General features: G+C 66.0%; 23 protein-coding genes. 13 read left to right on the top strand and 10 right to left on the bottom strand.

The window, feature by feature from the left end; translation table 11 throughout:
• Nucleotides 1-66: 66 nt before the first annotated feature.
• Entirely contained in the window at nucleotides 67-678 is a 612-nt protein-coding gene (locus BSE24067_RS07085) for a helix-turn-helix domain-containing protein (RefSeq protein WP_040138960.1), read from the bottom strand.
• 159 nt (nucleotides 679-837) lie between these two features.
• Between BSE24067_RS07085 and BSE24067_RS07080 the strand changes: the two genes are divergently transcribed.
• From BSE24067_RS07080 to BSE24067_RS07065, 4 genes are all read left to right on the top strand, one after another.
• The gene (locus BSE24067_RS07080; protein ID WP_151066337.1) at nucleotides 838-2,037 is read left to right on the top strand and encodes a glycine C-acetyltransferase; all 1,200 of its coding nucleotides are present in this window, start codon (nucleotides 838-840) and stop codon (nucleotides 2,035-2,037) included.
• 13 nt (nucleotides 2,038-2,050) lie between these two features.
• Nucleotides 2,051-3,079, top strand: a complete 1,029-nt coding sequence (tdh, locus tag BSE24067_RS07075) for an L-threonine 3-dehydrogenase (RefSeq protein WP_151066336.1) — start codon at nucleotides 2,051-2,053, stop codon at nucleotides 3,077-3,079.
• An 843-nt stretch (nucleotides 3,080-3,922) separates the two neighbouring features.
• Nucleotides 3,923-4,537, top strand: coding sequence for a TetR/AcrR family transcriptional regulator (locus BSE24067_RS07070; protein ID WP_151066335.1), 615 nt, complete (start codon nucleotides 3,923-3,925; stop codon nucleotides 4,535-4,537).
• A 55-nt stretch (nucleotides 4,538-4,592) separates the two neighbouring features.
• Nucleotides 4,593-5,072 carry a nuclear transport factor 2 family protein gene (locus BSE24067_RS07065; RefSeq protein ID WP_151066334.1) on the top strand — a complete coding sequence of 160 codons (480 nt, stop codon included), beginning with the start codon at nucleotides 4,593-4,595 and terminating at the stop codon, nucleotides 5,070-5,072.
• A gap of 546 nt (nucleotides 5,073-5,618) precedes the next feature.
• Here BSE24067_RS07065 and BSE24067_RS07060 read toward each other — a convergent pair.
• Nucleotides 5,619-6,704 carry a tartrate dehydrogenase gene (locus BSE24067_RS07060; RefSeq protein ID WP_151066333.1) on the bottom strand — a complete coding sequence of 362 codons (1,086 nt, stop codon included), beginning with the start codon at nucleotides 6,702-6,704 and terminating at the stop codon, nucleotides 5,619-5,621.
• Nucleotides 6,705-6,821: 117 nt separating this feature from the next.
• On the opposite strand from BSE24067_RS07060, the gene BSE24067_RS07055 reads away from it, so the two are divergent.
• Nucleotides 6,822-7,745: a LysR substrate-binding domain-containing protein gene (locus BSE24067_RS07055; protein ID WP_151066332.1), complete on the top strand. Its 924-nt coding sequence runs from the start codon at nucleotides 6,822-6,824 to the stop codon at nucleotides 7,743-7,745.
• A 54-nt stretch (nucleotides 7,746-7,799) separates the two neighbouring features.
• Here the strand turns inward: BSE24067_RS07055 and argC are convergent, their stop codons facing one another.
• Complete coding sequence (gene argC, locus BSE24067_RS07050; RefSeq protein WP_151066331.1) at nucleotides 7,800-8,738, bottom strand: N-acetyl-gamma-glutamyl-phosphate reductase; 939 nt, start codon at nucleotides 8,736-8,738, stop codon at nucleotides 7,800-7,802.
• Between the two features lie 119 nt (nucleotides 8,739-8,857).
• Between argC and BSE24067_RS07045 the strand changes: the two genes are divergently transcribed.
• Complete coding sequence (locus BSE24067_RS07045) at nucleotides 8,858-9,742, top strand: LysR family transcriptional regulator (protein ID WP_151066330.1); 885 nt, start codon at nucleotides 8,858-8,860, stop codon at nucleotides 9,740-9,742.
• A gap of 67 nt (nucleotides 9,743-9,809) precedes the next feature.
• Here BSE24067_RS07045 and BSE24067_RS07040 read toward each other — a convergent pair whose 3' ends face one another.
• From BSE24067_RS07040 to BSE24067_RS07025, 4 genes are all read right to left on the bottom strand, one after another.
• Nucleotides 9,810-10,274 (bottom strand): hypothetical protein, encoded by a 465-nt coding sequence (locus tag BSE24067_RS07040; protein ID WP_151066329.1) that lies wholly within the window; start codon nucleotides 10,272-10,274, stop codon nucleotides 9,810-9,812.
• 58 nt (nucleotides 10,275-10,332) lie between these two features.
• Nucleotides 10,333-11,550 carry a patatin-like phospholipase family protein gene (locus BSE24067_RS07035; protein WP_170297523.1) on the bottom strand — a complete coding sequence of 406 codons (1,218 nt, stop codon included), beginning with the start codon at nucleotides 11,548-11,550 and terminating at the stop codon, nucleotides 10,333-10,335.
• A gap of 123 nt (nucleotides 11,551-11,673) precedes the next feature.
• The gene (locus BSE24067_RS07030) at nucleotides 11,674-12,459 is read right to left on the bottom strand and encodes a 3-hydroxybutyrate dehydrogenase (protein WP_174904718.1); all 786 of its coding nucleotides are present in this window, start codon (nucleotides 12,457-12,459) and stop codon (nucleotides 11,674-11,676) included.
• A gap of 62 nt (nucleotides 12,460-12,521) precedes the next feature.
• Nucleotides 12,522-13,262 carry an acetoacetate decarboxylase gene (locus tag BSE24067_RS07025; RefSeq protein ID WP_151063799.1) on the bottom strand — a complete coding sequence of 247 codons (741 nt, stop codon included), beginning with the start codon at nucleotides 13,260-13,262 and terminating at the stop codon, nucleotides 12,522-12,524.
• A gap of 449 nt (nucleotides 13,263-13,711) precedes the next feature.
• Here BSE24067_RS07025 and BSE24067_RS07020 point away from each other — a divergent pair, with 449 nt between their 5' ends.
• Nucleotides 13,712-14,293: an undecaprenyl-diphosphatase gene (locus tag BSE24067_RS07020; RefSeq protein ID WP_151063798.1), complete on the top strand. Its 582-nt coding sequence runs from the start codon at nucleotides 13,712-13,714 to the stop codon at nucleotides 14,291-14,293.
• 39 nt (nucleotides 14,294-14,332) lie between these two features.
• On the opposite strand, the gene BSE24067_RS07015 is transcribed toward BSE24067_RS07020, so the two are convergent.
• The 3 genes from BSE24067_RS07015 to BSE24067_RS07005 all read right to left on the bottom strand — a co-directional run bounded on the left by BSE24067_RS07015 (nucleotide 14,333) and on the right by BSE24067_RS07005 (nucleotide 16,245).
• A complete protein-coding gene (locus BSE24067_RS07015) occupies nucleotides 14,333-14,557 on the bottom strand; it encodes a hypothetical protein (RefSeq protein WP_151063803.1) in 225 nt (74 codons plus the stop codon).
• Nucleotides 14,558-14,676: 119 nt separating this feature from the next.
• Nucleotides 14,677-15,498 carry a siderophore-interacting protein gene (locus BSE24067_RS07010; RefSeq protein WP_151063797.1) on the bottom strand — a complete coding sequence of 274 codons (822 nt, stop codon included), beginning with the start codon at nucleotides 15,496-15,498 and terminating at the stop codon, nucleotides 14,677-14,679.
• Between the two features lie 36 nt (nucleotides 15,499-15,534).
• Nucleotides 15,535-16,245, bottom strand: a complete 711-nt coding sequence (locus BSE24067_RS07005; RefSeq protein WP_151063796.1) for a PadR family transcriptional regulator — start codon at nucleotides 16,243-16,245, stop codon at nucleotides 15,535-15,537.
• 602 nt (nucleotides 16,246-16,847) lie between these two features.
• Between BSE24067_RS07005 and BSE24067_RS07000 the strand changes: the two genes are divergently transcribed.
• The 6 genes from BSE24067_RS07000 (at nucleotide 16,848) to BSE24067_RS06975 (ending at nucleotide 23,171) form a co-directional block, all read left to right on the top strand.
• Entirely contained in the window at nucleotides 16,848-17,174 is a 327-nt protein-coding gene (locus BSE24067_RS07000; protein ID WP_151063795.1) for a hypothetical protein, read from the top strand.
• A gap of 22 nt (nucleotides 17,175-17,196) precedes the next feature.
• The gene (locus tag BSE24067_RS06995; protein ID WP_151063794.1) at nucleotides 17,197-19,515 is read left to right on the top strand and encodes a sigma 54-interacting transcriptional regulator; all 2,319 of its coding nucleotides are present in this window, start codon (nucleotides 17,197-17,199) and stop codon (nucleotides 19,513-19,515) included.
• A complete protein-coding gene (locus BSE24067_RS06990; RefSeq protein WP_151063793.1) occupies nucleotides 19,505-20,725 on the top strand; it encodes a DUF917 domain-containing protein in 1,221 nt (406 codons plus the stop codon). The genes BSE24067_RS06995 and BSE24067_RS06990 overlap by 11 nt, the downstream gene beginning before the upstream one ends.
• On the top strand, nucleotides 20,722-21,447 hold the full coding sequence (locus tag BSE24067_RS06985; protein WP_151063792.1) for an aspartate/glutamate racemase family protein: 726 nt from the start codon (nucleotides 20,722-20,724) through the stop codon (nucleotides 21,445-21,447). Before BSE24067_RS06990 ends, BSE24067_RS06985 begins: the two co-directional genes overlap by 4 nt.
• Nucleotides 21,448-21,949: 502 nt before the next feature.
• Nucleotides 21,950-22,303 carry a hypothetical protein gene (locus BSE24067_RS06980; protein ID WP_151063791.1) on the top strand — a complete coding sequence of 118 codons (354 nt, stop codon included), beginning with the start codon at nucleotides 21,950-21,952 and terminating at the stop codon, nucleotides 22,301-22,303.
• A gap of 145 nt (nucleotides 22,304-22,448) precedes the next feature.
• The gene (locus BSE24067_RS06975; protein ID WP_151063790.1) at nucleotides 22,449-23,171 is read left to right on the top strand and encodes a hypothetical protein; all 723 of its coding nucleotides are present in this window, start codon (nucleotides 22,449-22,451) and stop codon (nucleotides 23,169-23,171) included.
• Nucleotides 23,172-23,364: the final 193 nt, after the last annotated feature.

Raw genomic sequence — 23,364 nt, 5'->3', positions numbered from 1 at the left:
TGTCCGTATACTGTACAAATATACAGTTCTTTCCGCAACTGGCCTTTTGGCCAGCTAGTCACGGCGTCAGCGATGAATCACGATGAGTAGCGCGCGTGCCTCGGCCTTGCCGGGATTGCGGATAGCGTGCGGCGTGTCGGCCGGATAGCGCGCGGTATCGCCGGCCTTCAGGCGTCGGCTCGCCGCGGCGGCTTCGATTTCCATCGCGCCCTGCAGCACGGTCAGGTGCTCGCGTGTGCCGGGCTCATGCGCGTTCGATACGAGCGCGCCGCCGCCCGGCAGCGTCAGCTCGTACCACTCGAACTTGCCGGCCAGGTCGATCGGGCCCCATACGCGTAGCTGATAGCGGCCGTCGTGGCCGGCGAGTGTCGGGATGTCGTGCGGGCCGTCCACGCGGATCGTTTCAGGGGCTTTCGGCTGCGAGAACAGTTCGTCGAGCGTGATGCCGAGCGCATTCGTGAGCCGCCACGCGACCGCGATCGTCGGATTGGCCTTGTCGCGCTCGATCTCGGAGAGCATCGACTTCGATACGCCGGCCGCGCGGGACAGGTCGTCGAGCGTCAGTTTGCGTTCGTTGCGCAGGCGCTGGATTTGCTCGCCGACGCGCGGCGGCGTCACACCCGGCGGCTGCGGTGCGGCGCCGGCAGGCGTGCGGCGCGACGCGGAGGAACTTGCCATTTGGTTTCCGTTCGCTTAGAGTTGTTCGATATTTCGAATTCTAGTTCGGAATATCGGATAAATGCGGTCAATCGAACGACCGACTATAACAGTAGCAGGCCGTTGGCCGCCGCCACGAGCGGCGCGCGCCGGCGTGCGAACCCTGTCAGGAGCTTTGCGATGCGTGATGCCTTTCTCGCCCAGGTGCGCGGGACGCTCGACCAGATCCGCGCGGATGGTTTTTACAAGACCGAGCGCGAGATCGCGAGTCCCCAGGCGGCGGCCGTGCGGCTCGCCGGCGGTGCCGGCGTGCTGAATTTCTGCGCGAACAACTATCTGGGTCTCGCGAACGATCCGCGCCTGATCGCCGCGGCGCAGGCCGGCCTCGATCAGGACGGCTTCGGCATGGCATCGGTGCGCTTCATCTGCGGCACGCAAACCGTGCACAAGCAGCTCGAAAGCGCGATTGCATCGTTTCTCGGCACCGAGGACAGCATTCTCTATTCGAGCTGTTTCGACGCGAACGGTGGCCTGTTCGAAACGTTGCTCGACGAGCACGATGCGGTGATCAGCGACGAGCTGAACCACGCGAGCATCATCGACGGCATTCGCCTGTGCAAGGCGAAGCGCTTCCGCTACAAGAACAACGATCTGTCGGACCTCGAGGCGAAGCTGAAGGAAGCCGACGCGGCCGGTGCGCGCCACAAGCTGATCGCGACCGACGGCGTGTTCTCGATGGACGGCATCATTGCCGACCTGAAAGGCATCTGCGATCTCGCCGATCGTTACGGTGCGCTCGTGATGGTCGACGATTCGCACGCGGTCGGCTTCATCGGCGCGCATGGCCGCGGCACGCCCGAGCACTGCGGCGTCGAGGGCCGCGTCGACATCATCACCGGCACGCTCGGCAAGGCGCTCGGCGGCGCATCGGGCGGCTACGTCGCGGCCCGCCGCGAGATCGTCGAACTGTTGCGTCAGCGTTCGCGTCCGTACCTGTTCTCGAACACGCTCACGCCGAGCATCGCTGCGGCGTCGCTGAAGGTGCTGGAACTGCTCGGCAGCGACGAAGGTGCGAAGCTGCGCGAACGCGTGCGCGAAAACGGCGCGCGCTTTCGCGAGCAGATGACCGCCGCCGGCTTCACGCTGGTTCCGGGCGCGCATCCGATCATCCCGGTGATGCTCGGCGATGCGCAACTCGCGACGAACATGGCCGACAAACTGCTCGCCGAAGGCGTCTACGTGATCGGCTTCTCGTTCCCGGTCGTGCCGCGCGGCCGCGCGCGCATCCGCACGCAGATGAGCGCCGCGCACACGCCGGAACAAATCGACCAGACAGTCGCCGCGTTCGTGCGCGTCGGCAAGTCGCTCGGCATCGTCTGACGGAGGCGCGACCATGAAAGCACTGGCAAAGCTCGAACGCGGCCCCGGCCTCGCGCTCACGCGCGTGAAGCGTCCGGAAGTCGGACACAACGACGTGCTGATCAAGATTCGCCGCACGGCGATCTGCGGCACCGACATCCATATTTGGAAGTGGGACGACTGGGCGCAGAAGACGATTCCCGTGCCGATGCACGTCGGTCACGAATACGTCGGCGAGATCGTCGAGATGGGGCAGGAAGTGCGCGGCTTCGCGATCGGCGATCGCGTGTCCGGCGAAGGCCACATCACGTGCGGTTTCTGCCGCAACTGCCGCGCCGGGCGCAGGCATCTGTGCCGCAACACGGTCGGTGTCGGCGTGAACCGCGAGGGCGCATTCGCCGAGTATCTGGCGATTCCCGCGTTCAACGCGTTCAAGATTCCGCCCGAGATTTCCGACGACCTCGCGTCGATCTTCGATCCGTTCGGCAACGCGACGCACACCGCGCTGTCGTTCAACCTCGTCGGCGAGGACGTGCTGATCACCGGTGCTGGCCCGATCGGCATCATGGCCGTCGCGATCGCGAAGCACGTCGGCGCGCGCAACGTCGTGATCACCGACATCAACGACTACCGGCTCGAACTCGCGCGCAAGATGGGCGCGACGCGTGCCGTCAACGTCGCGCGCGAATCGCTGCGCGACGTGATGGCCGACCTGCGGATGACGGAAGGCTTCGATGTCGGCCTCGAAATGTCCGGCGTGCCGAGCGCGTTCACGAGCCTGCTCGAGGCGATGAATCACGGCGGCAAGGTCGCGCTGCTCGGCATTCCGCCCGCGCAGACGGCAATCGACTGGAACCAGGTGATCTTCAAGGGGCTGGAGATCAAGGGCATCTACGGCCGCGAGATGTTCGAGACCTGGTACAAGATGGTCGCGATGCTGCAAAGCGGCCTCGATCTGTCGCCGATCATCACGCATCGGTTCGCGGCCGACGATTACGAGAAAGGGTTCGCCGCGATGCTGTCAGGCGAAAGCGGCAAGGTGATTCTCGACTGGACGGTCTGAGTTCCGGCGGAGCGGTTCGGCGCGTTTGCCGGCTGCTCCGGTCGTATCGACCGGCGTGTTGGTCGGGCCGGGCGGCTTCGGCACACGCTTGAGGTGAGAATATTCGGGAGCGGGATTTCGGTGTCGACGATGGCTCGATCACGCTTTCCTGGCGTGCACCAGCGCGCAAATCAACGGGCTGTAAGCCGTGTCTCGATCGCTCTACGCGAGCGGTCATGCTTCGATTTCGCAGTACGCATCGGTGATATGGCGTCGCGCATGCATTTCACCCGTCAGTATCGCTCCGCTGATTTTTCGCCTGCGTCGTTCGGCGCGCGCCTTTCTTCCTATCCTTCCACATTCGCTCGTCTCGCCTGAGCGGCAAGATCCCTGTTGCGTCATCGAATTGCCTGCAGCGGGTTGGTCAGTTTCCGCGGCAACGCGCCAGCGTGTCGCGTATACCGCATTGCAGCCTCGAACGTGAGGCTATGGGTGACCGACGAACTCACCCATTAGCGATGCAGTCGACCCCACCGGTGCACTGCCGGCCATCTGATTCGCTCACCGTTCGACGATTGCGGTTCGAATCGCAGACGAAGCACGCCGCGCTTTCGTTTCGGACATCGCAATCCGATCCCGACCGGTTTACCGCGGAGACCGGAAACCGTCGCGAGTCCGTGTCGTGCCGCATCCCGCTACGCGCGCGACAAGCGCCCGCCTCGCGCCAGCACTCGCTGCGGCGAAGCGGAGCAGCCGTCACGTCGCGACCTCCGACACGAAGCCGACGTGAAGATCGCCCCGCCGCCGCCAGGGCTTTTGCACGCGCGTATTGACGCGGGAGAACGACCGTTCTACCGTAAACACATGAACACGCACGACGCCCCCTCAACCGAACCGGCTGTTCGCGACCGGCTGCTCGACGCGGCGGAAGCGCTGATCTACACCGGCGGCATCCATGCCACCGGTGTCGATGCGATCGTGAAGCGCTCCGGCGCCGCCCGAAAGAGCTTTTATTCGCATTTCGAATCGAAGGAAGCGCTGGTCGTCGCCGCGCTCGCGCGCCGTGACGAACGCTGGATGCGCTGGTTCGTCGACGCAACGCTCGCGCGCGGCAAGTCGCCGCGGGCGCAGTTGCTCGGCATGTTCGACGTGCTGCGCGACTGGTTCGGGCAACCCGATTTCCACGGTTGCGCATTCCTGAACGCGTCCGGCGAGATTGCCGACGCCGACGATCCGGTGCGCGTCGTCGCGCGCATGCACAAGGCGCGCTTGCTGGCATTCGTGCGCGAGCGGTTCGACGCGTATGCCGACGCAGCCGCGATCGAGCGTCGCGGGCTGGCCCGCGTTGCGCGTCAATGGCTCGTGCTGATCGACGGCGCGATCGGCGTCGCGCTCGTCAGCGGCGAGCCATCGGCCGCGCGCGATGCGCGCGCCACCGCCGAACTGTTGCTCGATACGCTATCTCGAGCGCCGAAGTAACACGTCCCAACCGGTTGCGCGCGTGCGTAGCCGGAACCTTGCACAGGAGCATTTCATGTCCGCGTCCCCGGAAGTTCGTCCGCCCGTTCCGCCCTTCACGCTCGAAACGGCACGCCAGAAAGTGCGCGCCGCCGAAGACGCATGGAACACGCGCGACCCGCAGCGCGTGTCGCTCGCCTACACGCCGCAAAGCCGCTGGCGCAATCGCGCGGAATTCGTGACCGGCCGCGACGAGATCGTCGGCCTGCTGCAACGGAAATGGACGCGCGAGCTCGACTATCGATTGATCAAGGAGCTGTGGGCGTTCGGCGGCAATCGCATCGCGGTGCGTTTCGCGTACGAATGGCACGACGACGCCGGCAACTGGTTCCGCTCGTACGGAAATGAAAACTGGGAGTTCGACGAGAACGGCTTGATGGCGCATCGCTACGCGAGCATCAACGATCTGCCGATTCGCGAAGCGGACCGCCTGTACCACTGGCCGCTCGGCCGCCGTCCGGACGATCATCCGGGCTTGTCCGATCTCGGACTGTGACGCGCGCGATGACGACGCCAAGTCACGCTCGACGGTACATCGAGCGCGGCGTCTCTGTTCAACGGTGAGGAAATACGGGAGCCGCGCGCTGAGGTGAGCGTTTTCGGGAGCGGGGCATTTCATGCGGGACGGTGTGATGCTTCGCGTCCCGCATCTCACCGATCATGCTTCGCAGGAAACGGCACGATTGCGCTTGTGAAAGCACTGCGGGTTGCCGCGCGCGATTTCTCGTCGTGCACGTGCGCGCGCGACCGCGCATCGAACACGACATGACAATGTCGCCACCGAACGCGCGATGACGTTCAACCGGTGTGTGTCGACACGCGATTCAACTCACCGCTCGATTTCAAACGTGATGCCTTTCACGCCGATGCACCGCCGTGCCGAAACATAAGCACGCGCGCGATCGAGCGGCATTACCCGCAGAACCGGCATCGCGCAGCATGTCGGATTCGACAAAGGTGTGCGGCAATCCGTCCGGTCCGTCGCCGCCGAACACGACATGCGTCGGCCACCATCAGGCCGCACACCCTTCCCGGCGAACCGTCAGCCGGCGATCCGCGCCGCGATTGCCTCGCCCACTTCCTGCGTTCCCGCCTGACCGCCGAGATCGCGCGTGCGCGGCCCCGTGCGCAGCACGTCTTCGATCGCGGCGACGATTGCATCGTGCGCTTCGCGTTCCCGGCCCGCGCCGTTGCCGAGGAAGTCGAGCATCATCGCCGCCGACCAGATCATCGCGATCGGGTTCGCGATGTACTGCCCTGCGATGTCCGGCGCCGAGCCATGCACCGGCTCGAACAGCGACGGAAACGCGCGATCCGGGTTCAGGTTCGCCGACGGCGCGATGCCGATCGTGCCCGTGCACGCCGGGCCGAGGTCGGACAGGATGTCGCCGAACAGGTTCGACGCGACGACGACGTCGAAGCGGTCCGGCTGCAGCACGAAGCGCGCGCACAGGATGTCGATGTGCTGCTTGTCGACGGCGACTTCGGGGTAGCGTTCGCCCATTTCGGCTGCGCGCGCGTCCCACCACGGCATGCTGATCGCGATGCCGTTGCTCTTCGTCGCGACCGTCAGGCGCTTCGCGCGGCGCTGCGCGAGCTCGAACGCGAACTTCAGCACGCGCTCGGTGCCGTGACGCGTGAAGATCGACTGCTGCATCACGACTTCGCGCTCGGTGCCTTCGAACATCGTGCCGCCGACCGACGAATATTCGCCCTCGGTGTTTTCGCGCACGATCATGAAGTCGATGTCGCCGGCGTTGCGGCCGGCGAGCGGCGACGGCACGCCGTCGAACAGGCGCGCGGGCCGCAGGTTGATGTACTGGTCGAACTCGCGGCGGAATTTCAGCAGCGAACCCCACAGCGAGATGTGGTCGGGCACCGTCGCGGGCCAGCCGACCGCGCCGAACAGGATCGCGTCCATGCCCGATAACTGCGCCTTCCAGTCGTCCGGCATCATCTGGCCATGCTGCGCGTAGTAGTCGCAACTCGCCCAGTCGATCTGCTCGAACTCGAACCGGATGCCGAAGCGCGCGGTCACGGCATCGAGCGCGCGCAGGCCCTCGGGCATCACTTCACGGCCAATGCCGTCACCGGGGATGACGGCAATCCTGTACGTCTTGTCGCTCATGCAAGCCTCCTTGGCTGATCGGGCCGCCGGCAGCGTGCGCAGCGGAACACGACGCCATTCTATTTATTTCCATTCGGATTAAAATCGCGTGAAACGTTAATCGACTTTCCACGAATCGTGAATAAATCGCCGAATCTCGACGACCTGCGCGTGTTCAGCGTGGTCGTCCGCCTGACGAGCTTCAGCGCGGCTGCCGAGCAGCTCGCGGTGTCGCCCGCGTACGTGAGCAAGCGCATCGCGCTGCTCGAGGCGCAGCTCGGCACGCGGCTGCTGCATCGGTCGACGCGCCGCGTGACCGTCACGGAGGCCGGCGAGCGCGTATTCGCGCGCGCCGAGAAGATTCTCGACGACGTCGATCATCTCGTCGAGGATGTGTCGACCACGCGCACGGTGCCGCGCGGTACGCTGCGCATCTCGAGCAGCTTCGGTTTCGGCCGGCATGTCGTTGCGCCGGCACTGCTGGACTTTTCCGCGCGCTATCCGCAACTGAACGTGCGGCTCGATCTGTTCGACCGGCTCGTCGATGTCGCGGGCGAAGGCTACGACGTCGACGTGCGCATCGGCGACGAGATCGCCGATCACCTGATCGCGCGCCGCCTCGCGGCGAACTATCGCGTGCTGTGCGCGTCGCCCGACTATCTCGCGCGACGCGGCACGCCGCGCGCGCTCGCCGATCTCGCGTCGCACGACTGTCTCGCCATCAAGGAGCGCGATCATCCGTTCGGCATCTGGCGGCTGAACGTGCGCGGAGAAACGGCGACGGTGAAGGTCGGCGGCGCGTTGTCGACGAATCACGGCGAGGTGGCCGTGCAATGGGCGCTCGCCGGACGCGGGATCGTGTTGCGCTCGATCTGGGAAGCGGGGCCCCTGATCGAGCGCGGCGAGTTGCGTCGCGTGCTGCCGGACGCGATTCAGCCGGCGAACATCTGGGCGGTGTATCCGGAACGCGTCGCGGCGTCGGCGAAAGTGCGCGTGTGCGTCGACTATCTGGCGCAGGCGCTCGCCGGCCTGAATGCTGCGGCGAGCGACGATGCGGGCTGAAATCGGCGAAAGGTGAGCTTTTACGGGGGCATGAGGCATCGTGCGCTCCCGCCGCTACGCCACGCTCACCGCCCCCAGCATCAGGTCGAGGTTCTGCACGGCCGCCCCGGACGCCCCTTTGCCGAGATTGTCGAACACGGCGGACAGCAGCACCTGACCGTGCTCTTCATTGACGAACACGCCGAGTCGCAGATCGTTCGTCCCGTTCAGCGCCTGCGGATCAAGATGCGTGATCGCGCGGGTTCCGGCGAGCGGCATGACCTCGACGTGACGCGCGCCGGCGTAATGGTGCGCGAGACACGCATGCAGCATCTCACCGGTCACGCCGGCGGACAGAAGGCGCAGCTCGATCGGCACGGTGAGCACGATGCCCTGCCGATAGGCACCGTAGGCCGGCACGAACAGCGGTCGATGCGCGAGCCCGGCATGCCTTTGGATCTCGGGCACATGCTTGTGTGCGAGTGCGAGGCCGTAGATCTGCAGCGGTTTCGCGCGTGCAGCGTCGTTCGATTCGAACGCGTCGACCGCGGCTCGGCCGCCGCCCGAGTAACCCGACACCGCATGGATGCTCACCGGGTAGTCGCGCGGCAGCAGTCCGGCGTGTTGCAGCGGCCTCAGTAGCGCGATCGCGCCGGTCGGATAGCAGCCCGGATTGGTGACGCGCCGTGCGCCGGCGATGGCCTGCGCGTGTCCGGCCGCCATCTCGGGAAAGCCGTACACCCATTCGGGGTCGGTGCGATGGGCGGAACTGGCATCGATCACGCGTACCGCCGGATTGCGGATGAAGCCGACCGCTTCGCGCGCGGCGTCGTCGGGCAGGCACAGAATCGCGATATCCGATGCGTTGATCGCTTCGGCGCGCCGCACGGGGTTCTTGCGCTCGGCATCGGGCAGCGTGACGAGCCGCAGGTCGGTGCGATCGCGCAGGCGCTCGTGGATCTGCAAACCAGTGGTGCCCTGATCGCCGTCGATGTAGACAGTGGAGTGGCTCATGATCGTCGCGTTTCCTCGTTTCGGATATCGGAAAAGCCGTATCGTCCACCCAACGCCTAGAATAGGAAAAGTTGAATTTCCTGACCCCGGGATTCAGCTTTCCTGAACGAGAGGTGCAAATGCGCGAGATCAGTCTGGACCGGCTTCGCACGCTGGTCGCGATCGCCGACCAGGGCTCCTTCGTCGCCGCCGCGCAACTGCTGCATCTTGCGCCGCCGACGGTCAGCCTTCATGTCGCCGAACTCGAAAGCCGCATCGGCGCGCCGTTGCTGTCACGCACGCGCGGCAACGTGCGGCCGTCGGCCATCGGCGCGGTGCTGGTCGAGCGCGCGCGCCGGCTGCTGGCCGAAGTCGAAGCGACGCTCGACGACGTGGAGCGGCAAGTGCAGGGGTTGACCGGGCGCGTGCGTCTCGGCGCATCGACCGGCGCGATCGCGCATCTGTTGCCGCAGGCGGTGGCCCGGCTGCGTGAGCACCATCCGGACATCGACGTGCAGATCGCGGTGCTCACGTCGCAGGACACGCTCGCGCGTCTCGTGCAGGGCGCGCTCGACGTCGGACTCGTCGCGTTGCCGCAGCCGCCGGTCGCGGGATTGTCGATCCGCGCGTGGCGGCGCGATCCGGTGCTGGCCTTTCTGCCGGCGGACTGGCAACCGCCGGCACGGGTGACGCCGGCGTATCTGGCCGCGCGTCCGCTCATTCTCAACGATGCGACCACGCGCCTGTCGCGGCTGACGACGGAATGGTTCGCGCTCGGCGGCCACCGGCCCGAGCCGCGCATCGAACTGAACTACAACGATGCGATCAAGAGTCTGGTCGCCGCCGGTTACGGCGCGACGCTGTTGCCGCACGAGGCCGGCGCGCCGCTGCCCGATGCACGCATCGTCGTGCGGCCGCTGCGCCCGGCGTTGTGGCGCGAACTCGGTATCGCCCATCGGGCCGGCCCGGTCGAGCGGTCGACGCAGCACGTGCTCGACGCGTTGTGGGCGCTTGGCGCGCGATAGCAAGTCGCGGCGTATTGCGGCCTCCCACCGGAAAGCAATGCATCGGCAGCGCTGCCGTGACCGGCCGTTACAGCCGGTTGTCCTTCGCGAGCATCAGCACGCGTGCCCAGCGCTGCGCGTCGCGCTTGTCCATCATCGGCAATTTCCATTCGCCGCGCACCGCGTCGCGCACACGCACGACCAGATGCCAGCGGCCGCCGATCGGCGCGGCCTCGCAGCCGTCGAGCTGCGACAACGTATAGCGGCCGTCCGCGCCGTCGTGCGACAGCCACAGCAGTCCTTGCGTCGCGGACACGCGCAGCTCGCCCCACGCGCGATGCACGATGTGGGTCCAGCCTTGTTCCTTGGTGTTCGGGGCGATGTCGCGGCGGCGCTTGACCCACCACGCGACGAGCGCGATGACGATCGCGGCGGCGAGCACGGCGGCCGCGATCGCCACCGGCCGGCCGAACTGCGCGGCGATCACGTGGAACAGATGAACGGCGCCCCATCCGAGGGCGATGAGCGCAAACAGCGCAATGAAAATCGGCATGTCGAATCGGAAAAGAGGGCGGACCGGCGCAGCGAGCGCCGGTCCGTTGCACACGGCGTTACCGGCGGCGGTGAATGTCGTGCGTGACGAAGCCCGCGTCGTTGGTGGGCAGCGCGAGGCCGTCCTTGACCGCGAGCGTCTTGCGGATGTCGTCCAGACCGGCGCACCAGTGGTCGCGCATCGTCGACAGACCGAACTGGTAGTCCTTGTAGTGGTGCTCGTACGCCTTCTGCTGATAGATCAGGTGCTGGATGTTGTACTTCTTCCCGCTCGACATCGCTTCAGCCTCGATGCACCACGGGTCGTTCTTGCGCTGCTCTTCCGGCACCTGCTCGAGCACGTGGCGCAGCACGTTGCGGTAGCGCTGTTCGCGCTGCAGCGTGTCGGTGACGAAGCGCGTGCGGCTCGAATACTGCACGTCCTTCGTGCGTTCCGCGACGTCGGCCATCGTGCGCGGCAACGGGCCGCGCGCGCTCCACAGGTCGACCTGGAACGCGAGCGTGTCGCGGCGCGGCCGTGCGCGCAGCACTTCCATCAGCGGCGTGTTCGAGACGACACCGCCGTCCCAGTAATACTCGCCGTCGATCTCGACCGGCGGGAACGCGGGCGGCAGCGCGCCGGACGCCATGAAATGCTCGGGCGCGAGGCGGATGCGCGAGTTGTCGAAGTACACGAAGTTGCCCGTGCCGACGTTGACCGCGCCGATCGACACGCGCGTCTCGCCCGAATTGATCCGGTCGAAATCGCACAGCTTGAGCAGTGTCGCGCGCAGCGCGGACGTGTCGTACCAGCTGATCTTTTGCGGATGATCGGACACGCCCGGCAGCGGCGGCGGGAAGCGCGGCACGAAAAAGCCTTGCTGGCCCTGCATCATCGCGCTCGCGGCCTGCGACGCGGTGAAGAACGTGCGGATCTGGTCGATGCTGTTGAACAGCGCGAATTCGAACGCGGCCGGGATCGCGGGGAAGAACGCCGGCTGGCAGATCGTTTCCCAGAATTCGCGCAGCCGCTCGACGCGATGTTCGGGCGCGTTGCCGGCGATCAGTGCGGTGTTGAGCGCGCCGATCGAGATGCCGGCGATCCAGTCGAGCGGAATGCCTGCTTCGTGCAGCCCTTCGAATACGCCGGCCTGATACGCGCCGAGCGCGCCGCCGCCCTGGAGGACGAGCGCGATCGTTTCGTACGGCAGCGACCGCGCAGCGGCCGGCGCGCCGGCTTCGTGATGCAGGTCTGCCGCATCGACGGCCTGCTTTTCTGTACGCGCGTGCGGTTTCATCAGTTGCTCCGAGAAATCCCGCCGTGGACGGCGGAGTCGGCGGGAGCGACGTCGACCGACGGCGCTCCCGCGTGAGAATCAGCGGTGACGCGGGAATCGCTTCCCGCGACGAAGGCGGCGACGTTACTGCATGAACCAGCCGTGGCTGACGACGAACGACTGCCCGGTGAGCGCCGCGCTCGGGAACGCCGACAGGAACAGCACCGTCTGCGCGACGTCCTGCACCGTCGTGAACACGCCGTCGACCGTGTTGCCGAGCATCACCTTCTTCACCACTTCGTCTTCGCTGATCCCGAGCTCCTTCGCCTGCTCCGGAATCTGCTTGTCCACCAGCGGCGTGCGCACGAAGCCCGGACACACGACGTGCGAGCGCACGTTGTGCTTCGCGCCTTCCTTCGCCAGCACGCGCGCGAGGCCCAGCAGCCCGTGCTTGGCCGTCACGTACGCCGACTTCAGCGGCGATGCTTCGTGCGAGTGCACCGAACCCATGTAGATCACGACGCCGCCGCGATCGTCCTTGTACATGTGCTTGAGCGCGGCCTTCGTCGTCAGGAATGCGCCGTCGACGTGGATCGCCTGCATCTTCTTCCAGTCGGAGAACGAATAGTTCTCGATCGGATTGACGATCTGGATGCCCGCGTTCGACACGAGGATGTCGACCGAGCCGAACGTTTCGGCGACCTTGTCGATGCCGCTGTTCACGGCGTCTTCGTTGGTCACGTCCATCGCGACGCCGATCGCCTTGCCGCCCGCCTTGTTGATCTCGTCGGCCACCGCATTCGCGCCGTCCTGGTTCAGGTCGGCGATCGCGACCGCCGCGCCCGCCTTCGCGAGCTCCAGCGCGATTTCCTTGCCGATGCCGCTTGCGGCGCCCGTGACGACTGCGGTCTTGCCATTCAGGTTGCTCATTTTTGAATTTCCCGTGGTGAAAGGATTGACAGGGAGAAACGACTGCGGACGTGTGGGCGCGGTTACTGAGCGAGGTAATCGTAGACGACTTCGCCAAGACCGAGCGTGAGATCCGCGACGATGTGGCGCGCTTCGACGATCTCGAGCACCGGCAGGTCGGCCACCGGCGCGAGCGCGTGCGGCGCCAGTTCGAGCGATGCGGGGCCCGTCCACGCGCCCTTCATCTTGATGTCCTCCATGTAGTAGCGCACCAGTTCGCATACGCGGGCGGTGCCGTCGACGTGCGGAATGATCTTCAGCAGGAAGTTCGGGCCGGCGAGGCGCTTCGTCTGCTCGTCGATGTCGAGTTCCTTGTGCTTGTAGCCCATCGTGCCCGTTGCGACGCGCACCTTGCCGTAGTCGAGCGTGCCGAGCAGGTGATCCGTGTTCACGTGCAGCGTGGGGGAAGCGAGCTTCTTCGGGAAACCCCACAGCTCACGGCCGCCGGCGATCGGCGGGTGATCGTCGAGATACATCGCGAGCGTGTAGCCGCCGGCCTGGCCGTTGTATTCGACCGGGATCACCTGGCCGCTTTCCGTGTAGTCGCCGAAGCCGGTCGAATCGGCCATGCGAATGAATTCGTAATGGACGAGCGGCTCGGTGATCTGCAGCGGCTCGGGGACGATCTCGCGCAGACGGTCCGGATCGGTGCGATACGTGATGATCAGAAACTCACGATCGACGAAACGGTACGGGCCCATCGGGAACGCCGGGCTGGTCAACGGCATCGCAAACGCTTTCGATCGGACATCGCTCGTTTTCATGCGGACTCCTTGTTGTTGATCGCTTCGTGGAAGAGTGCTCGTAAGCTCGTAATCCTATGCCTGTGCGTTGCCGTTGTGCGATGCCGCATATGGAATTAATTGTTGCCGATTTCGAATTATTTACCACGCAAATGTTGAGGCGATCGGTACAAACGACGGGGACGGCACCAGATCGCCCGATGCTCGCATACGACAATGACGCCACGATGTGAAATAGGTGAGCGTTTACGGGATGGACGGTGAGCTTTTCCGGGAGACGGTCGCGCGGGAATGTGACAATTGTGTGAACTTGTGTTGCAGTGCGGGTTCTAAGCGCGTTCGCGCGCGAGCGGCGGGCCCGATCGCGCTCGCGGCGCGCTTTAAGCGGCGCTTAAGCGAGTGAGCACTAGCATCGTTCGGGTCCGACCGGCCTGCCCGGCCCCATTCTTACGTCCCACGTCATCCGATTCATGCAGAACCTCAATCTCATCCTGTTTTCCGCGATCAATGCCGGCACCGCGCCGCACCCGGGCGTTGCCCGTCTCGCGATCTTCGCCGCCGACTGGCTCGTCTATGCGCTTCCGGCGATGCTGCTGCTGACCTGGATCTTCGGCGAGCGGCCGACGCGGCGCCAGGCGATCGAAGCCGGTGTCGGCACGTGCGTCGCGCTCGTACTCGCACAGGTCATCGGCCATGTGTGGTTCTCGCCGCGGCCGTTCATGGCCGGCGTCGGCACGCAACTGATTCCGCATGCACCGGACAGCTCATTTCCGAGCGATCACATGACGTTCGCGTGGAGTCTCGCGCTCGGCATGCTGTTCGCCGGCGCCACGCGGCTTACCGGGTACGTGATGATCGCGATGGCCGCCGCGATTGCATGGGGACGCGTGTATGCGGGCGTGCACTGGCCGTTCGACATGGTCGGCGGCGTGCTGGTCGGCACGGCCGGTGCACTGGCCGCGCACGTATATGGGCAACGCATCGTCGAGCTGCTCGAACGGCTCGGCGACGTGGTGCACGCGGTGATGATGGGGCGCGAGCGCACGCCTTGAGCGGGACCGCGACGTGGAAGCAGGATGGGCGGGACGCCGTCAACCGGGCGTCCTGGCCGACTCGGCCGATGCCGACGTGCTGCCGCCCGCATCGTGAAGTTCGGACGTTTCGCCCGGAGGCCTTGCGGCATCGCGTTCGAGAGAACTTTCCTTCAGGATCGCGCACATCGCGACGAACAGCGCGAGCACGACGGCCGCCAGGCCGCAATAGCTGGCGATTTTCAGGTTGCGAAGGAAAGGCGAAGCGTGGCTTTCTTTTGTCATGACCGGGCGCTCCTCGGCAGGCTGCGGCGGCTGTCGCCCGACAGCGGCGTCGCAGACATACATATATACCAGCCGCCGCGCCGATGCCAAGCCCGCCGATGCGCGGGCGCCCGTTTCCGTCAGTCTTCCAGCGTTTCGTGCACGGCCGCCGCGCCGCGCTTCCAGTAGGCCGCCGCGCGGATGCGCGACTTGTCGACGCCGCGCTCGCCCGTCAGGTGTTGCCGCACCGCGCGCATCGACTGTGCTTCGCCCGCTGCCCACACGTAACCGTCGCCGGCCGACGGCAGCGGCAGTTCGCGCACGGCGGTCAACAGCGCGTCCCCGTCGGCGGGATCGGCTTCCGCGCGAAAGCGCCAGATTTCGTGCACGTCGGCACGCGTGTCGAACGCGATCTGCGCGGTGCGATCCGCGACTTCCAGCACGACGGCCGCACGCGAGCCGGCCGGCAATTGCTCGAGCCGCCGCGCGATGGCCGGCAGCGCCGTGTCGTCGCCGATCAGCAGATGCCAGTCGAAATCGGTCGGCACGACGAACGAACCGCGCGGGCCGCCGATACCGAGCCATTGGCCGACGCGCGCTTGCGCCGCCCACTGCGACGCGGGGCCGGGATGGTTCAGCACGAATTCGAGATCGAGCTCGCAGGCGGCGCGATCGAAGCGGCGCGGCGTGAAGTCGCGGGCGACCGGCTTCGGCTGGCCTTCCGGGAACTCGGGGCCGTTCGCGCCGAGCGTCGGCATCGCCGGTCGTTCGGCGCCGGGCGCCGGGAAAAACACCTTCACGTGATCGTCGAACGATGACGATTCGAAATCCGCCAGGTCGGGGCCGCCGAGCGTAACGCGCAGCAGGTGCGGCGTGACTGCACGCACGCGCACGACCTGCAGCAGGCGGAATTTCAGCGTATGGCGCACGCGGGTAACGGTGCGTTCGGATGGGTTCTGCATCGATCCGTTCTCCTTGGGTTTTGACGGAGGCGCGGATTACGCGCCGGTGCCGCCTTCGATTTCGGCCGTCGCGCGGCGCATGATCGCCGCGATGCGCCGTTGTTCGTCGGCGTCGGCAGCGCTCTTGTGGAGCAGTGCGCGCTTCAGTGCGAGACGGGCCTCGACGAACTCCGGCAGCCAGCCGGACTGCGCGTCGTCCGGCGCGTCGCTGCCCGCCGATTCGCCGGCGAACGCGCGACGCATGAATTCCATCTTGCGCGCGAGATGCGTGAGGCGTGCGAACAGCATGTCGACGCGCTCGCGCTGGGCATCGAGATGCGCGCGCCCGGCGTCGGTCAGTGCGTAGCGCTTGCGGTTGCCTTCCGCCTGCGACACGACGAACCCGACTTCCTCGAGATAGGTCAGTGCCGGATACACCATGCCGGGGCTCGGGCTGTAGAAACCGTTCGAGCGCGTGTCGAGCGCCTTGATCAGTTCGTAGCCGTGGCTCGGCTGCTCGGCGACCAGCGCGAGCAGCAGCAACTGCAGATCGTCGGAGCTGAACTGGCGGCCGCGCGGCATGCCGTCGTCGCCGAAATCGCCAAAGCCGCCGCGTCCGCCGCGGCCGCCGAACGGACCGCCGCCGAATGGGTCGTGACCGCGGCGGTGGCGGCCGATCGCGTGCCAGAGGCCGACGAACCAGTCGGGGCGCGCATGCGCACCATGTCCGTCGCCTCGGGCATGGTCACGGCAGGGGTTGTGTCGCATGATCGAGTCCTATATGTCGGAAAACATGTCTAAAGATATATATCGAAAGATAGGGTGTCAAGGACGATTTTCGTGGGGACAGATGACGTCGGGGCGGCCCATCGCTGTTTTCTGAAATATTCGAATTCATTATTACGGCTGAAAACTTGAAGCTCAATAACGGCGGATCCGGTATGGGGGTAACGCCTTACTACTGCTTTTTTAAATCCAATTGATTTTTTCTGGATGCCGATATGTCGAAATGTAAAATCCTATACTTTCGGGGCGTGACTTCACTCGGGTCCAAGTTGTCGCGTATTGCGGTATTCGTAGCGAAATGTTGATTTATGAATAAGTTAAATGACGGTGCTGTCATATTTTTTTGCGACGACAACGCTCGTTGCGAGACCCGATAGCGGCGCACGGCGAGTGGCCCGGCTTTTCCGGGATTGAGCGCCAAGCAGTCGGGCGAGCCATCGAGCCATCGAGCCAGCGAGGGGCTTGCCGCGTTCGGCCGGCTCCCGGCGTGTTCCTGCGCGGACTTCGGCGCAGCGCTACGCAGGGTCGCGCCGGTTGCGCCGTTGCAAGCAAAACAACGAGAGACCATCTAATCCGGGGGCGCCATGTCGATTCGTGTCGTCAGTCATTCTGCGCGTCGCTGTTTGGGCAAAGCGGCGGCGATGCGAGTTCATATCGGTGAAATCGTGCCGGCCAAATTCCGGGCTGTCGGGAAATCCCGCTTCACCGATAGGCGGAGACTGACCCGGAACCCGATTTCATTCGATTCAAGTGAATGGCGCCGCGCTTTCGCAGACGATTTTCTTGCTCGGCGATTACGCTTTGACGGGTTTATTGCCGGCAATTCCGCACAAGCCGGATCACGCCGCGTGACGCTGTCGGCCAGTACCGGCCGCCACGGCGCGGCGTTACCGTGCCGCGTGTTCCCGTGATCGCCCTGCCGCGCGTGTCCAGATGAATCCGACCGCGTTCGTTCCGTTCGTCCCCGACAAGGACAATCAGGGCGCGTTCATCGGCGCGTCGCCGCCGTTTCGCCAACTGATGCAGATGATCGACCGCGTCGCGCCGACCGACCACGCGCTGTTGATCGTCGGCCCCACCGGCTCCGGCAAGGAACTGGTCGCGCGGCGCGTGCATGCGCGCAGCCTCCATCACGATCAGCCGTTCGTGGACGTGAACTGCGGCGCGATTCCCGAGCATCTCGTCGAAGCGGAACTGTTCGGGCACGTCAAGGGCGCGTTCACCGGCGCGGGCGAGAATCGGCCCGGTCTGTTCCAGGCGGTCGGCAAAGGTACGCTGCTGCTCGACGAAATCGGTGAACTGCCGCTCGCGTTGCAGCCGAAGCTGCTGCGCGTACTCGAAACCCGCACGTTCCGTCCGATCGGCGCGTCGGCGAGCCAGCGCTTCGAGGGCCGCGTCGTCGCGGCCACACATCGCGATCTGCGCGAACTGGCCCGCGACGGCCGCTTTCGCGAAGATCTGTTCTATCGGCTCGCGGTATTCGTGCTCACGGTGCCCGGGCTCGATCAGCGCGTCGACGATATCCCCGCGCTCGTCGCGCACTTTGCCGCGCAGCAGCCGCGCCGCCTCGAATTCTCGCCCGCCGCGATCCGGCGGCTGTGCCAGCACGCGTGGCCGGGCCATATCCGGCAATTGCGCAATCTGGTCAGTCAACTGAGCGTGCTCGCCGAGCGCGCGCACGTCGATGTCGAAACGCTCGAGCCGTTCCTCGCGAACGAGACGGCCGGATCGGTGTCGCGCTCGAGTCTTGCCGACATGCTGCTGCAGCTGGACGGACGGGACAAGCTCGCGGCTGCCGAGAACCTGATGATCGATCGTGCGCTGGAGCGCACCGGACACAACAAGAGCGCGGCAGCGGTCCTGCTCGGGGTGGGGCGCAAGACGATCGAGCGGCGCCTGAAAGCGCGCGAGGAGCATGGCCGCGAGGCCCGCAAATGTCTGGAGCGCGCCAGTGCGCTGATCGATGCTTCGCGCTTCACCGATGCGATCGCGCCGCTGCGCCGCTGCCTCGACGTGCTGCAGGCCCACCACGAGCACGACGACGTGCGCCGGCTGCAGTTCGACGCGTACCGGCTGCTTGCCATGTGCCTGCGCAGCGTGCACGGCTGGCTGTATTCGGAGGCGACCGCCTGCTATGCCGCGGCGCTGGCGGTCGGCGAGGGCGTGTGCGACGCGGCGGAAATCGCGTCGATCCAGTTCGGCGTATGGACGACGCAACTGACGACGCTGCAGTTGAAGCACGCGCGCGCGACGGCGCAGGACATGCTGCAACGCGCGCAGGCGGTGGGCGCGCGAACCGCTCTCGACGAAGCGCACGTGGCGATGACGAACACGCTGTTCTGGCTCGGCGACAGCGAGGAAGCGCTGGCGTGCCTGGCGCGCGGCAACCTGCTCGGCATCGCGCGCGACGATACGCGCACCGGTTCGCAGGGGCTGGATCTGGCCAGCCTCGCGCTGACGTTCGAAGGGTTGGCGGCTTATCAGGTCGGGGCGTTCGAACAGGCACGGCGCGCGATGGAGATGCTGATCGAGCGTGCATGGGCGCAGGAGTCGCATGTGTTCGCTCGCGCGGTCAACCTGCAAGGAGCGGCGTGGCTTGCGTGCCTGTTCGGCGACATGGAGCGGCTCGGGCCGCTGGCCGGTGAGCTCGAATCGATCTCGATGGCGAACGGCTTCGCGTTCTATCGCGGGGTTGGCCAGGTGTTTCGTGCCTGCCACATCGGCTCGCTGGGCCGGTTCGATGAAGCGCAGGACGTCATGCTGGACGGTTATGACAATCATGTCGTCTGCAATGGCGGCGCGCTGTTTCATTCGTTCAAGGCGTGGCGGCACGGCGAGCTGCTGCTGCGCGCCGGCCGGCCCGACGCGTGCGAAGTCGTCACCGCGATCGCGCTCGATGAGGTACTCGCCAGACAGGAGCGCGTCTACCTCGGCGAACTGCTGATCGTCCGCGCACGCGCGCAATGGGCGCTCGGCAATCCGGTCGCGGCCGAGCAGGGCTTGCGCACCGCGTTGTCGACCGCGCTCGCGCTCGGCTCGGTACCCGCGCGCGTGGACGCCGCGCGCTATCTCGCCGAACTGCTGCTGCACACCGGTCGCCGTGCGGAAGCCGCCGACACGCTCGAGCGCGCGCTGCGTGCGCTCGCCCCCGATCCGCTGCCGCGCTTTGCCGACGCGCGGAACCTGCTTGCAGAGCTCCGCGGCGACATGTTCCCCACCCCGTCCAGGAAAGGACTCGCAAATGAGCTATGAACTGCGTCAGGAAGACCTCCCTTCGCTGCTGCTCGGCGCAGCGTTCTTCGGTAGCGGCGGCGGCGGGACCATCACGTCCGCCAGCCATCTTGCCCGTCAATTTCGCCGCGGCGACTACTACGCGACCGATACGATCCGCGTCGTGTCGGTCGACGAGGCGACCGAGGGCGAAGCCGTGATGGTCGCCTACCTCGGCGCGCCGGAAGCGATCAATTCGGCGATGTATCCGACCGGGCCCGTGATGGCCGTGCAGAACGTTCAGGCGCGGCTCGCGTCGCAGGGCCGCAAGCTCGCGTATATCATGCCGCCCGAGAGCGGCGCGCTCGGTTTTACGGTGGCCGCACTGGTCGCGGCGAAGCTCGGCCTTGCGGTGATCGACGCGGATGGTGCCGGGCGCGCGGTGCCGTCGCTGCCGATGCTGACGTTCGCCGCCGCTGAAATCGATCCGCGTCCTGCCTTCCTCGTCAGCCAGCGCGGGTTGTGCGTCGAGCTCGACGTGACGCCGCGCGGCGGCGGCGCGGGCAACGCGACACACCAGCGCGACGTGTCGGCCATCGTCGAGCAGATGCTGCGCCCGGTCGTCGCCGATCCGGAGTTCGGCCAGTTCGGCGGGCTCGCGATGTGGGTGATGACGCCGCCGGAGATCCGTCGCGCGACACCGATCCGCGGTACGCTGTCGCGCGCGCTGGCGCTCGGGCGCGCGGTGAAGAGCGGCGACGTGCGCAGCGCGGCGCAGATGATCGCGTATCTCGCCGCGGAATGCGGGATCGTGGCGCGCGCGGTGTCCGAGCCGGGCGAGCTGGTGTCGGCCAAGGTCGATACGAGCGGCGGCTTCGACGTCGGCCAGATCTGCATTCGTGCCGGCGAGCATCTGTATACAGTGCTGTACCAGAACGAATCGCTGATTGCATGGGACAGCCGCCGTTCCGAACCGATCGTGCTGTCGCCGGACAGCGTCGCCTATTTCGTCGGCGGCGATGGTCAGCCGATCTTCACGAACGGCGATCTGCTGACCGACGGCGGCTCGCTGAACCCGGCCGTCGGCAAGCGTCCCGTGACGCTGCTCGCGTGGCGTGCCGATCCGGAACTGTCCCGTCCGGGCGGGTTGATTCTCGACAGCTTCATGCAATTGCTCGCATCGCTCGGGTATCTCGGGCCGTACGTCCCGCTGGGATCGCTGCCGGCCAACCGCCACGGAGACGCATCATGACGACGCCGCTTCGTATCTGCGTACTCGTGCCGGTCGCGACTGCCCGGTTCAACGACCGCATCATGAAGGCGGTCGCGCCGGTCGTGCCGCCCGACGTGCAAGTCGACATCCGCAACATCGCGGCCGGCCATCCCGACATCGAGAACCGGACGGACTGGCTCGAGAACGGGATGCCCGTCGTCGAGCTCGCGCGTGCGATCGAGCGGGACGGCTTCGACGGCATCTGGCTGACCGATTTCGACATGTGCGGCGTGGAGGCCGCACGCGAAGCGATCGACATCCCGATCGTCGGCGGCTTTCCGACGTCGGCGTTCTCGGCGTTGATGCTGAGCCAGCGCTTCTCGATCATCACGATCCTGCAGAGCACGCTTGCGATGCAGCGCGGGCATCCGCAAAGCTACGGACTGCAGGACACGTTTGCGTCGATCCGCGCGATCGACTGTCCGGTGGCTCAACTCGACAACGTCGACGTGGTGGCGGCGCGCACGTTCGAGCAGGCCATGAAGGCGATCAAAGAGGACGGCGCGCAGTCGATCCTGCTCGGCTGCACGGGTTTCGTCGATGTGGCGGCGCGCGTGTCGGTGTTGATCGAGGAAGCGACCGGCACGTACGTGCCGGTGATCGATCCGAATCATGCGGGCTTCTCGTTGCTCGTATCGCTGGTACGCATGCGCGTGCGCCCCAGCCGGCTCACGTACAGCAAGGTCCCTGCCGGCGGCTGACCGGCAGCCGCGGCGCTTCCGGTGCGACCCGTCGCGTCGCACCGGACTTCCGGAGGCGCCGCCGTTTCGTTCCCCGTTCATTCGAGCACCCGGGCGCGTGTCGCGAGCGCACGCCCGGTGCGCTCGCGTGCGCCGTCGTCGGCCGTGCCGTCACCGCACCGGCATGCGACTGGACGAAATCGTCCACCGCGCGCGCGCGCCGCGGACGCCGTCGTCCGCTTCTCCCCCGTGCATCCGTTTCCGATCCTGCACGTACGTGTGAGCCTGCGGCTGGCACAGGCGTTGCATGATGTTCCGGCGGGCGGGCGGCGGTGACGATGAGGAGACCAACGGCACCCTCGACTCGATTGCCCGCGGGGCGCGGTCGGATGATCCACGACGTATCGCATGCCAGATCATTAGGGATGCAGATGAAGTGGGCAACCGGCCGGACGTCAGGGTGCGCGGATTCCGGATCCGTTCGTGCATCCCGATCATGGATCCACACTGAGAGGAAGTCATCATGTCAGGCTGCTCATGTCAGGAAAACGGCGGTGCCGATCACGTGCCGAACTTTGCTGCAACGGGTTTCGACGGGGAAGTTTCCCAGCAAGGCAACGTCCAGCTCGAAGGCGTCGAAGCGCTCAAGCTGTCGGTGTGCGTCGGAGCGAACTACGACCCGGCGACCCGCAAGTTGTGCTTCTCGATCCCGATCTACGGGAACTTCTGCATCACGCTGCCGATTCCGGTTCCGATCGGCGGGCAGCTCAAGGTCTGCGCGCAAACATGCGGCAGCCTCATCCCGACGGGGCTGAAGGCAACCGTCTATCTCAACGGTTCCGCGGTCTACACGATCGTGCTGTGGGGCAAGTGCTGACCAAACGCCAGGCATTTCGCCGCCGGCGCCGGGACGACACGCGTCCCGTTACCGGCGGCGACAGGTGAGCGACGTGGCCGTCTCCGCGGACGGCACAGGCGGCGCGTCTCTCGATAATCCGCTGCAATCGATACGGAGCTTCATCATGGGTACGCAAAACTGGAATGGCGGCAATCGTCTGGTCGTGAGCCAAGGCAATCCGCTGCAGTGCGTGAATTCGATCGTGAATCCGATCAACGTCGCGTTTCTGTACAACACGACGCAGGCCGCGCAACAAGTACCGATCGATCTGGTTGGCGCCAACCAGTACTACGCGCAGGTCAATATCGCGCAAACGACCGGCAATCAGGGCTCGGCGGCGCTGCTGACGTTCTCGGGACCGAGCAACGGCGGCTCCGCGAGCCTGACCGCGACGCTCGATCCGCAGGCCGGCAACGGTGCGCAGGCCGAGGCGTGGCTGGGCAGCCAGGCGATGCCGACCAATACGTCGGGCCTGAACAACAACAACCTGCAGGCCAACGGCGAGCGCTATCCGTTCAACAAGTACAGCCGCTACTACTTCGTGCCGAGTGCGCAGCGGTACGTGTTGAACGTATCGTCGGGCATCAACGCGTTCTACTTCGCGGTGTTCAATTCGTCGGGACAGGTGGCCGTCTACGTGCTGAACGCGCCGGATGACCAGTACACGGCCAACGTGTCGCAGTTCCCGGGCGATACGTATGCGATCACCAACACGAAGGTCAACGTGACCACGGCATCGTCGATCTCGATTCCGCTGTTCGGCGCGAACCAGCAGTGGGTCGTCATGAATGCCGATAGCGTGTCCGATTCGACGAACGCGAGTATTTCGCTGACGCCGCTCGGCTGATGCGTGGCGCCTGGCCGCGCTGCGGCGCGGGCGTATGGCCGGCACTCGCGGCCATACGCTCGTGCCTCGCGAGGCTTGGGGCTGGCGGCACGCGACGCGATACGCTCGCGGACTGCACCCGAACCGCGCGTTGAACGCGCGCCCGAAGTGCGTGATGTCCGAAAACCCGCAAGCGATCGCGAACTCCGGCAAC

It is taken from the genome of Burkholderia latens (assembly GCF_902499045.1).
GTDB classification, from domain to species: domain Bacteria; phylum Pseudomonadota; class Gammaproteobacteria; order Burkholderiales; family Burkholderiaceae; genus Burkholderia; species Burkholderia latens.
Note: the sequence above shows the minus strand (reverse complement) of the source record. Positions and strands in the feature narration are given on the sequence as shown.

Excerpts from the sequence above, each read along its gene's own strand:
- BSE24067_RS07070 (WP_151066335.1), top strand. The coding sequence starts at position 3,923 with ATGAACACGCACGACGCCCCCTCAACCGAACCGGCTGTTCGCGACCGG.
- BSE24067_RS07000 (WP_151063795.1), top strand. The coding sequence starts at position 16,848 with ATGTCGATTCGTGTCGTCAGTCATTCTGCGCGTCGCTGTTTGGGCAAA.
- BSE24067_RS07035 (WP_170297523.1), bottom strand. The coding sequence starts at position 11,550 with ATGAAACCGCACGCGCGTACAGAAAAGCAGGCCGTCGATGCGGCAGAC.
- BSE24067_RS07040 (WP_151066329.1), bottom strand. The coding sequence starts at position 10,274 with ATGCCGATTTTCATTGCGCTGTTTGCGCTCATCGCCCTCGGATGGGGC.
- BSE24067_RS07030 (WP_174904718.1), bottom strand. The coding sequence starts at position 12,459 with ATGAGCAACCTGAATGGCAAGACCGCAGTCGTCACGGGCGCCGCAAGC.
- BSE24067_RS07025 (WP_151063799.1), bottom strand. The coding sequence starts at position 13,262 with ATGAAAACGAGCGATGTCCGATCGAAAGCGTTTGCGATGCCGTTGACC.
- BSE24067_RS06995 (WP_151063794.1), top strand. The coding sequence starts at position 17,197 with ATGAATCCGACCGCGTTCGTTCCGTTCGTCCCCGACAAGGACAATCAG.
- BSE24067_RS07060 (WP_151066333.1), bottom strand. The coding sequence starts at position 6,704 with ATGAGCGACAAGACGTACAGGATTGCCGTCATCCCCGGTGACGGCATT.
- BSE24067_RS07080 (WP_151066337.1), top strand. The coding sequence starts at position 838 with ATGCGTGATGCCTTTCTCGCCCAGGTGCGCGGGACGCTCGACCAGATC.
- BSE24067_RS07045 (WP_151066330.1), top strand. The coding sequence starts at position 8,858 with ATGCGCGAGATCAGTCTGGACCGGCTTCGCACGCTGGTCGCGATCGCC.
- BSE24067_RS06985 (WP_151063792.1), top strand. The coding sequence starts at position 20,722 with ATGACGACGCCGCTTCGTATCTGCGTACTCGTGCCGGTCGCGACTGCC.
- BSE24067_RS07020 (WP_151063798.1), top strand. The coding sequence starts at position 13,712 with ATGCAGAACCTCAATCTCATCCTGTTTTCCGCGATCAATGCCGGCACC.
- BSE24067_RS07010 (WP_151063797.1), bottom strand. The coding sequence starts at position 15,498 with ATGCAGAACCCATCCGAACGCACCGTTACCCGCGTGCGCCATACGCTG.
- BSE24067_RS07065 (WP_151066334.1), top strand. The coding sequence starts at position 4,593 with ATGTCCGCGTCCCCGGAAGTTCGTCCGCCCGTTCCGCCCTTCACGCTC.
- BSE24067_RS06975 (WP_151063790.1), top strand. The coding sequence starts at position 22,449 with ATGGGTACGCAAAACTGGAATGGCGGCAATCGTCTGGTCGTGAGCCAA.
- tdh (WP_151066336.1), top strand. The coding sequence starts at position 2,051 with ATGAAAGCACTGGCAAAGCTCGAACGCGGCCCCGGCCTCGCGCTCACG.
- BSE24067_RS06980 (WP_151063791.1), top strand. The coding sequence starts at position 21,950 with ATGTCAGGCTGCTCATGTCAGGAAAACGGCGGTGCCGATCACGTGCCG.
- BSE24067_RS06990 (WP_151063793.1), top strand. The coding sequence starts at position 19,505 with ATGAGCTATGAACTGCGTCAGGAAGACCTCCCTTCGCTGCTGCTCGGC.
- argC (WP_151066331.1), bottom strand. The coding sequence starts at position 8,738 with ATGAGCCACTCCACTGTCTACATCGACGGCGATCAGGGCACCACTGGT.
- BSE24067_RS07085 (WP_040138960.1), bottom strand. The coding sequence starts at position 678 with ATGGCAAGTTCCTCCGCGTCGCGCCGCACGCCTGCCGGCGCCGCACCG.
- BSE24067_RS07005 (WP_151063796.1), bottom strand. The coding sequence starts at position 16,245 with ATGCGACACAACCCCTGCCGTGACCATGCCCGAGGCGACGGACATGGT.
- BSE24067_RS07015 (WP_151063803.1), bottom strand. The coding sequence starts at position 14,557 with ATGACAAAAGAAAGCCACGCTTCGCCTTTCCTTCGCAACCTGAAAATC.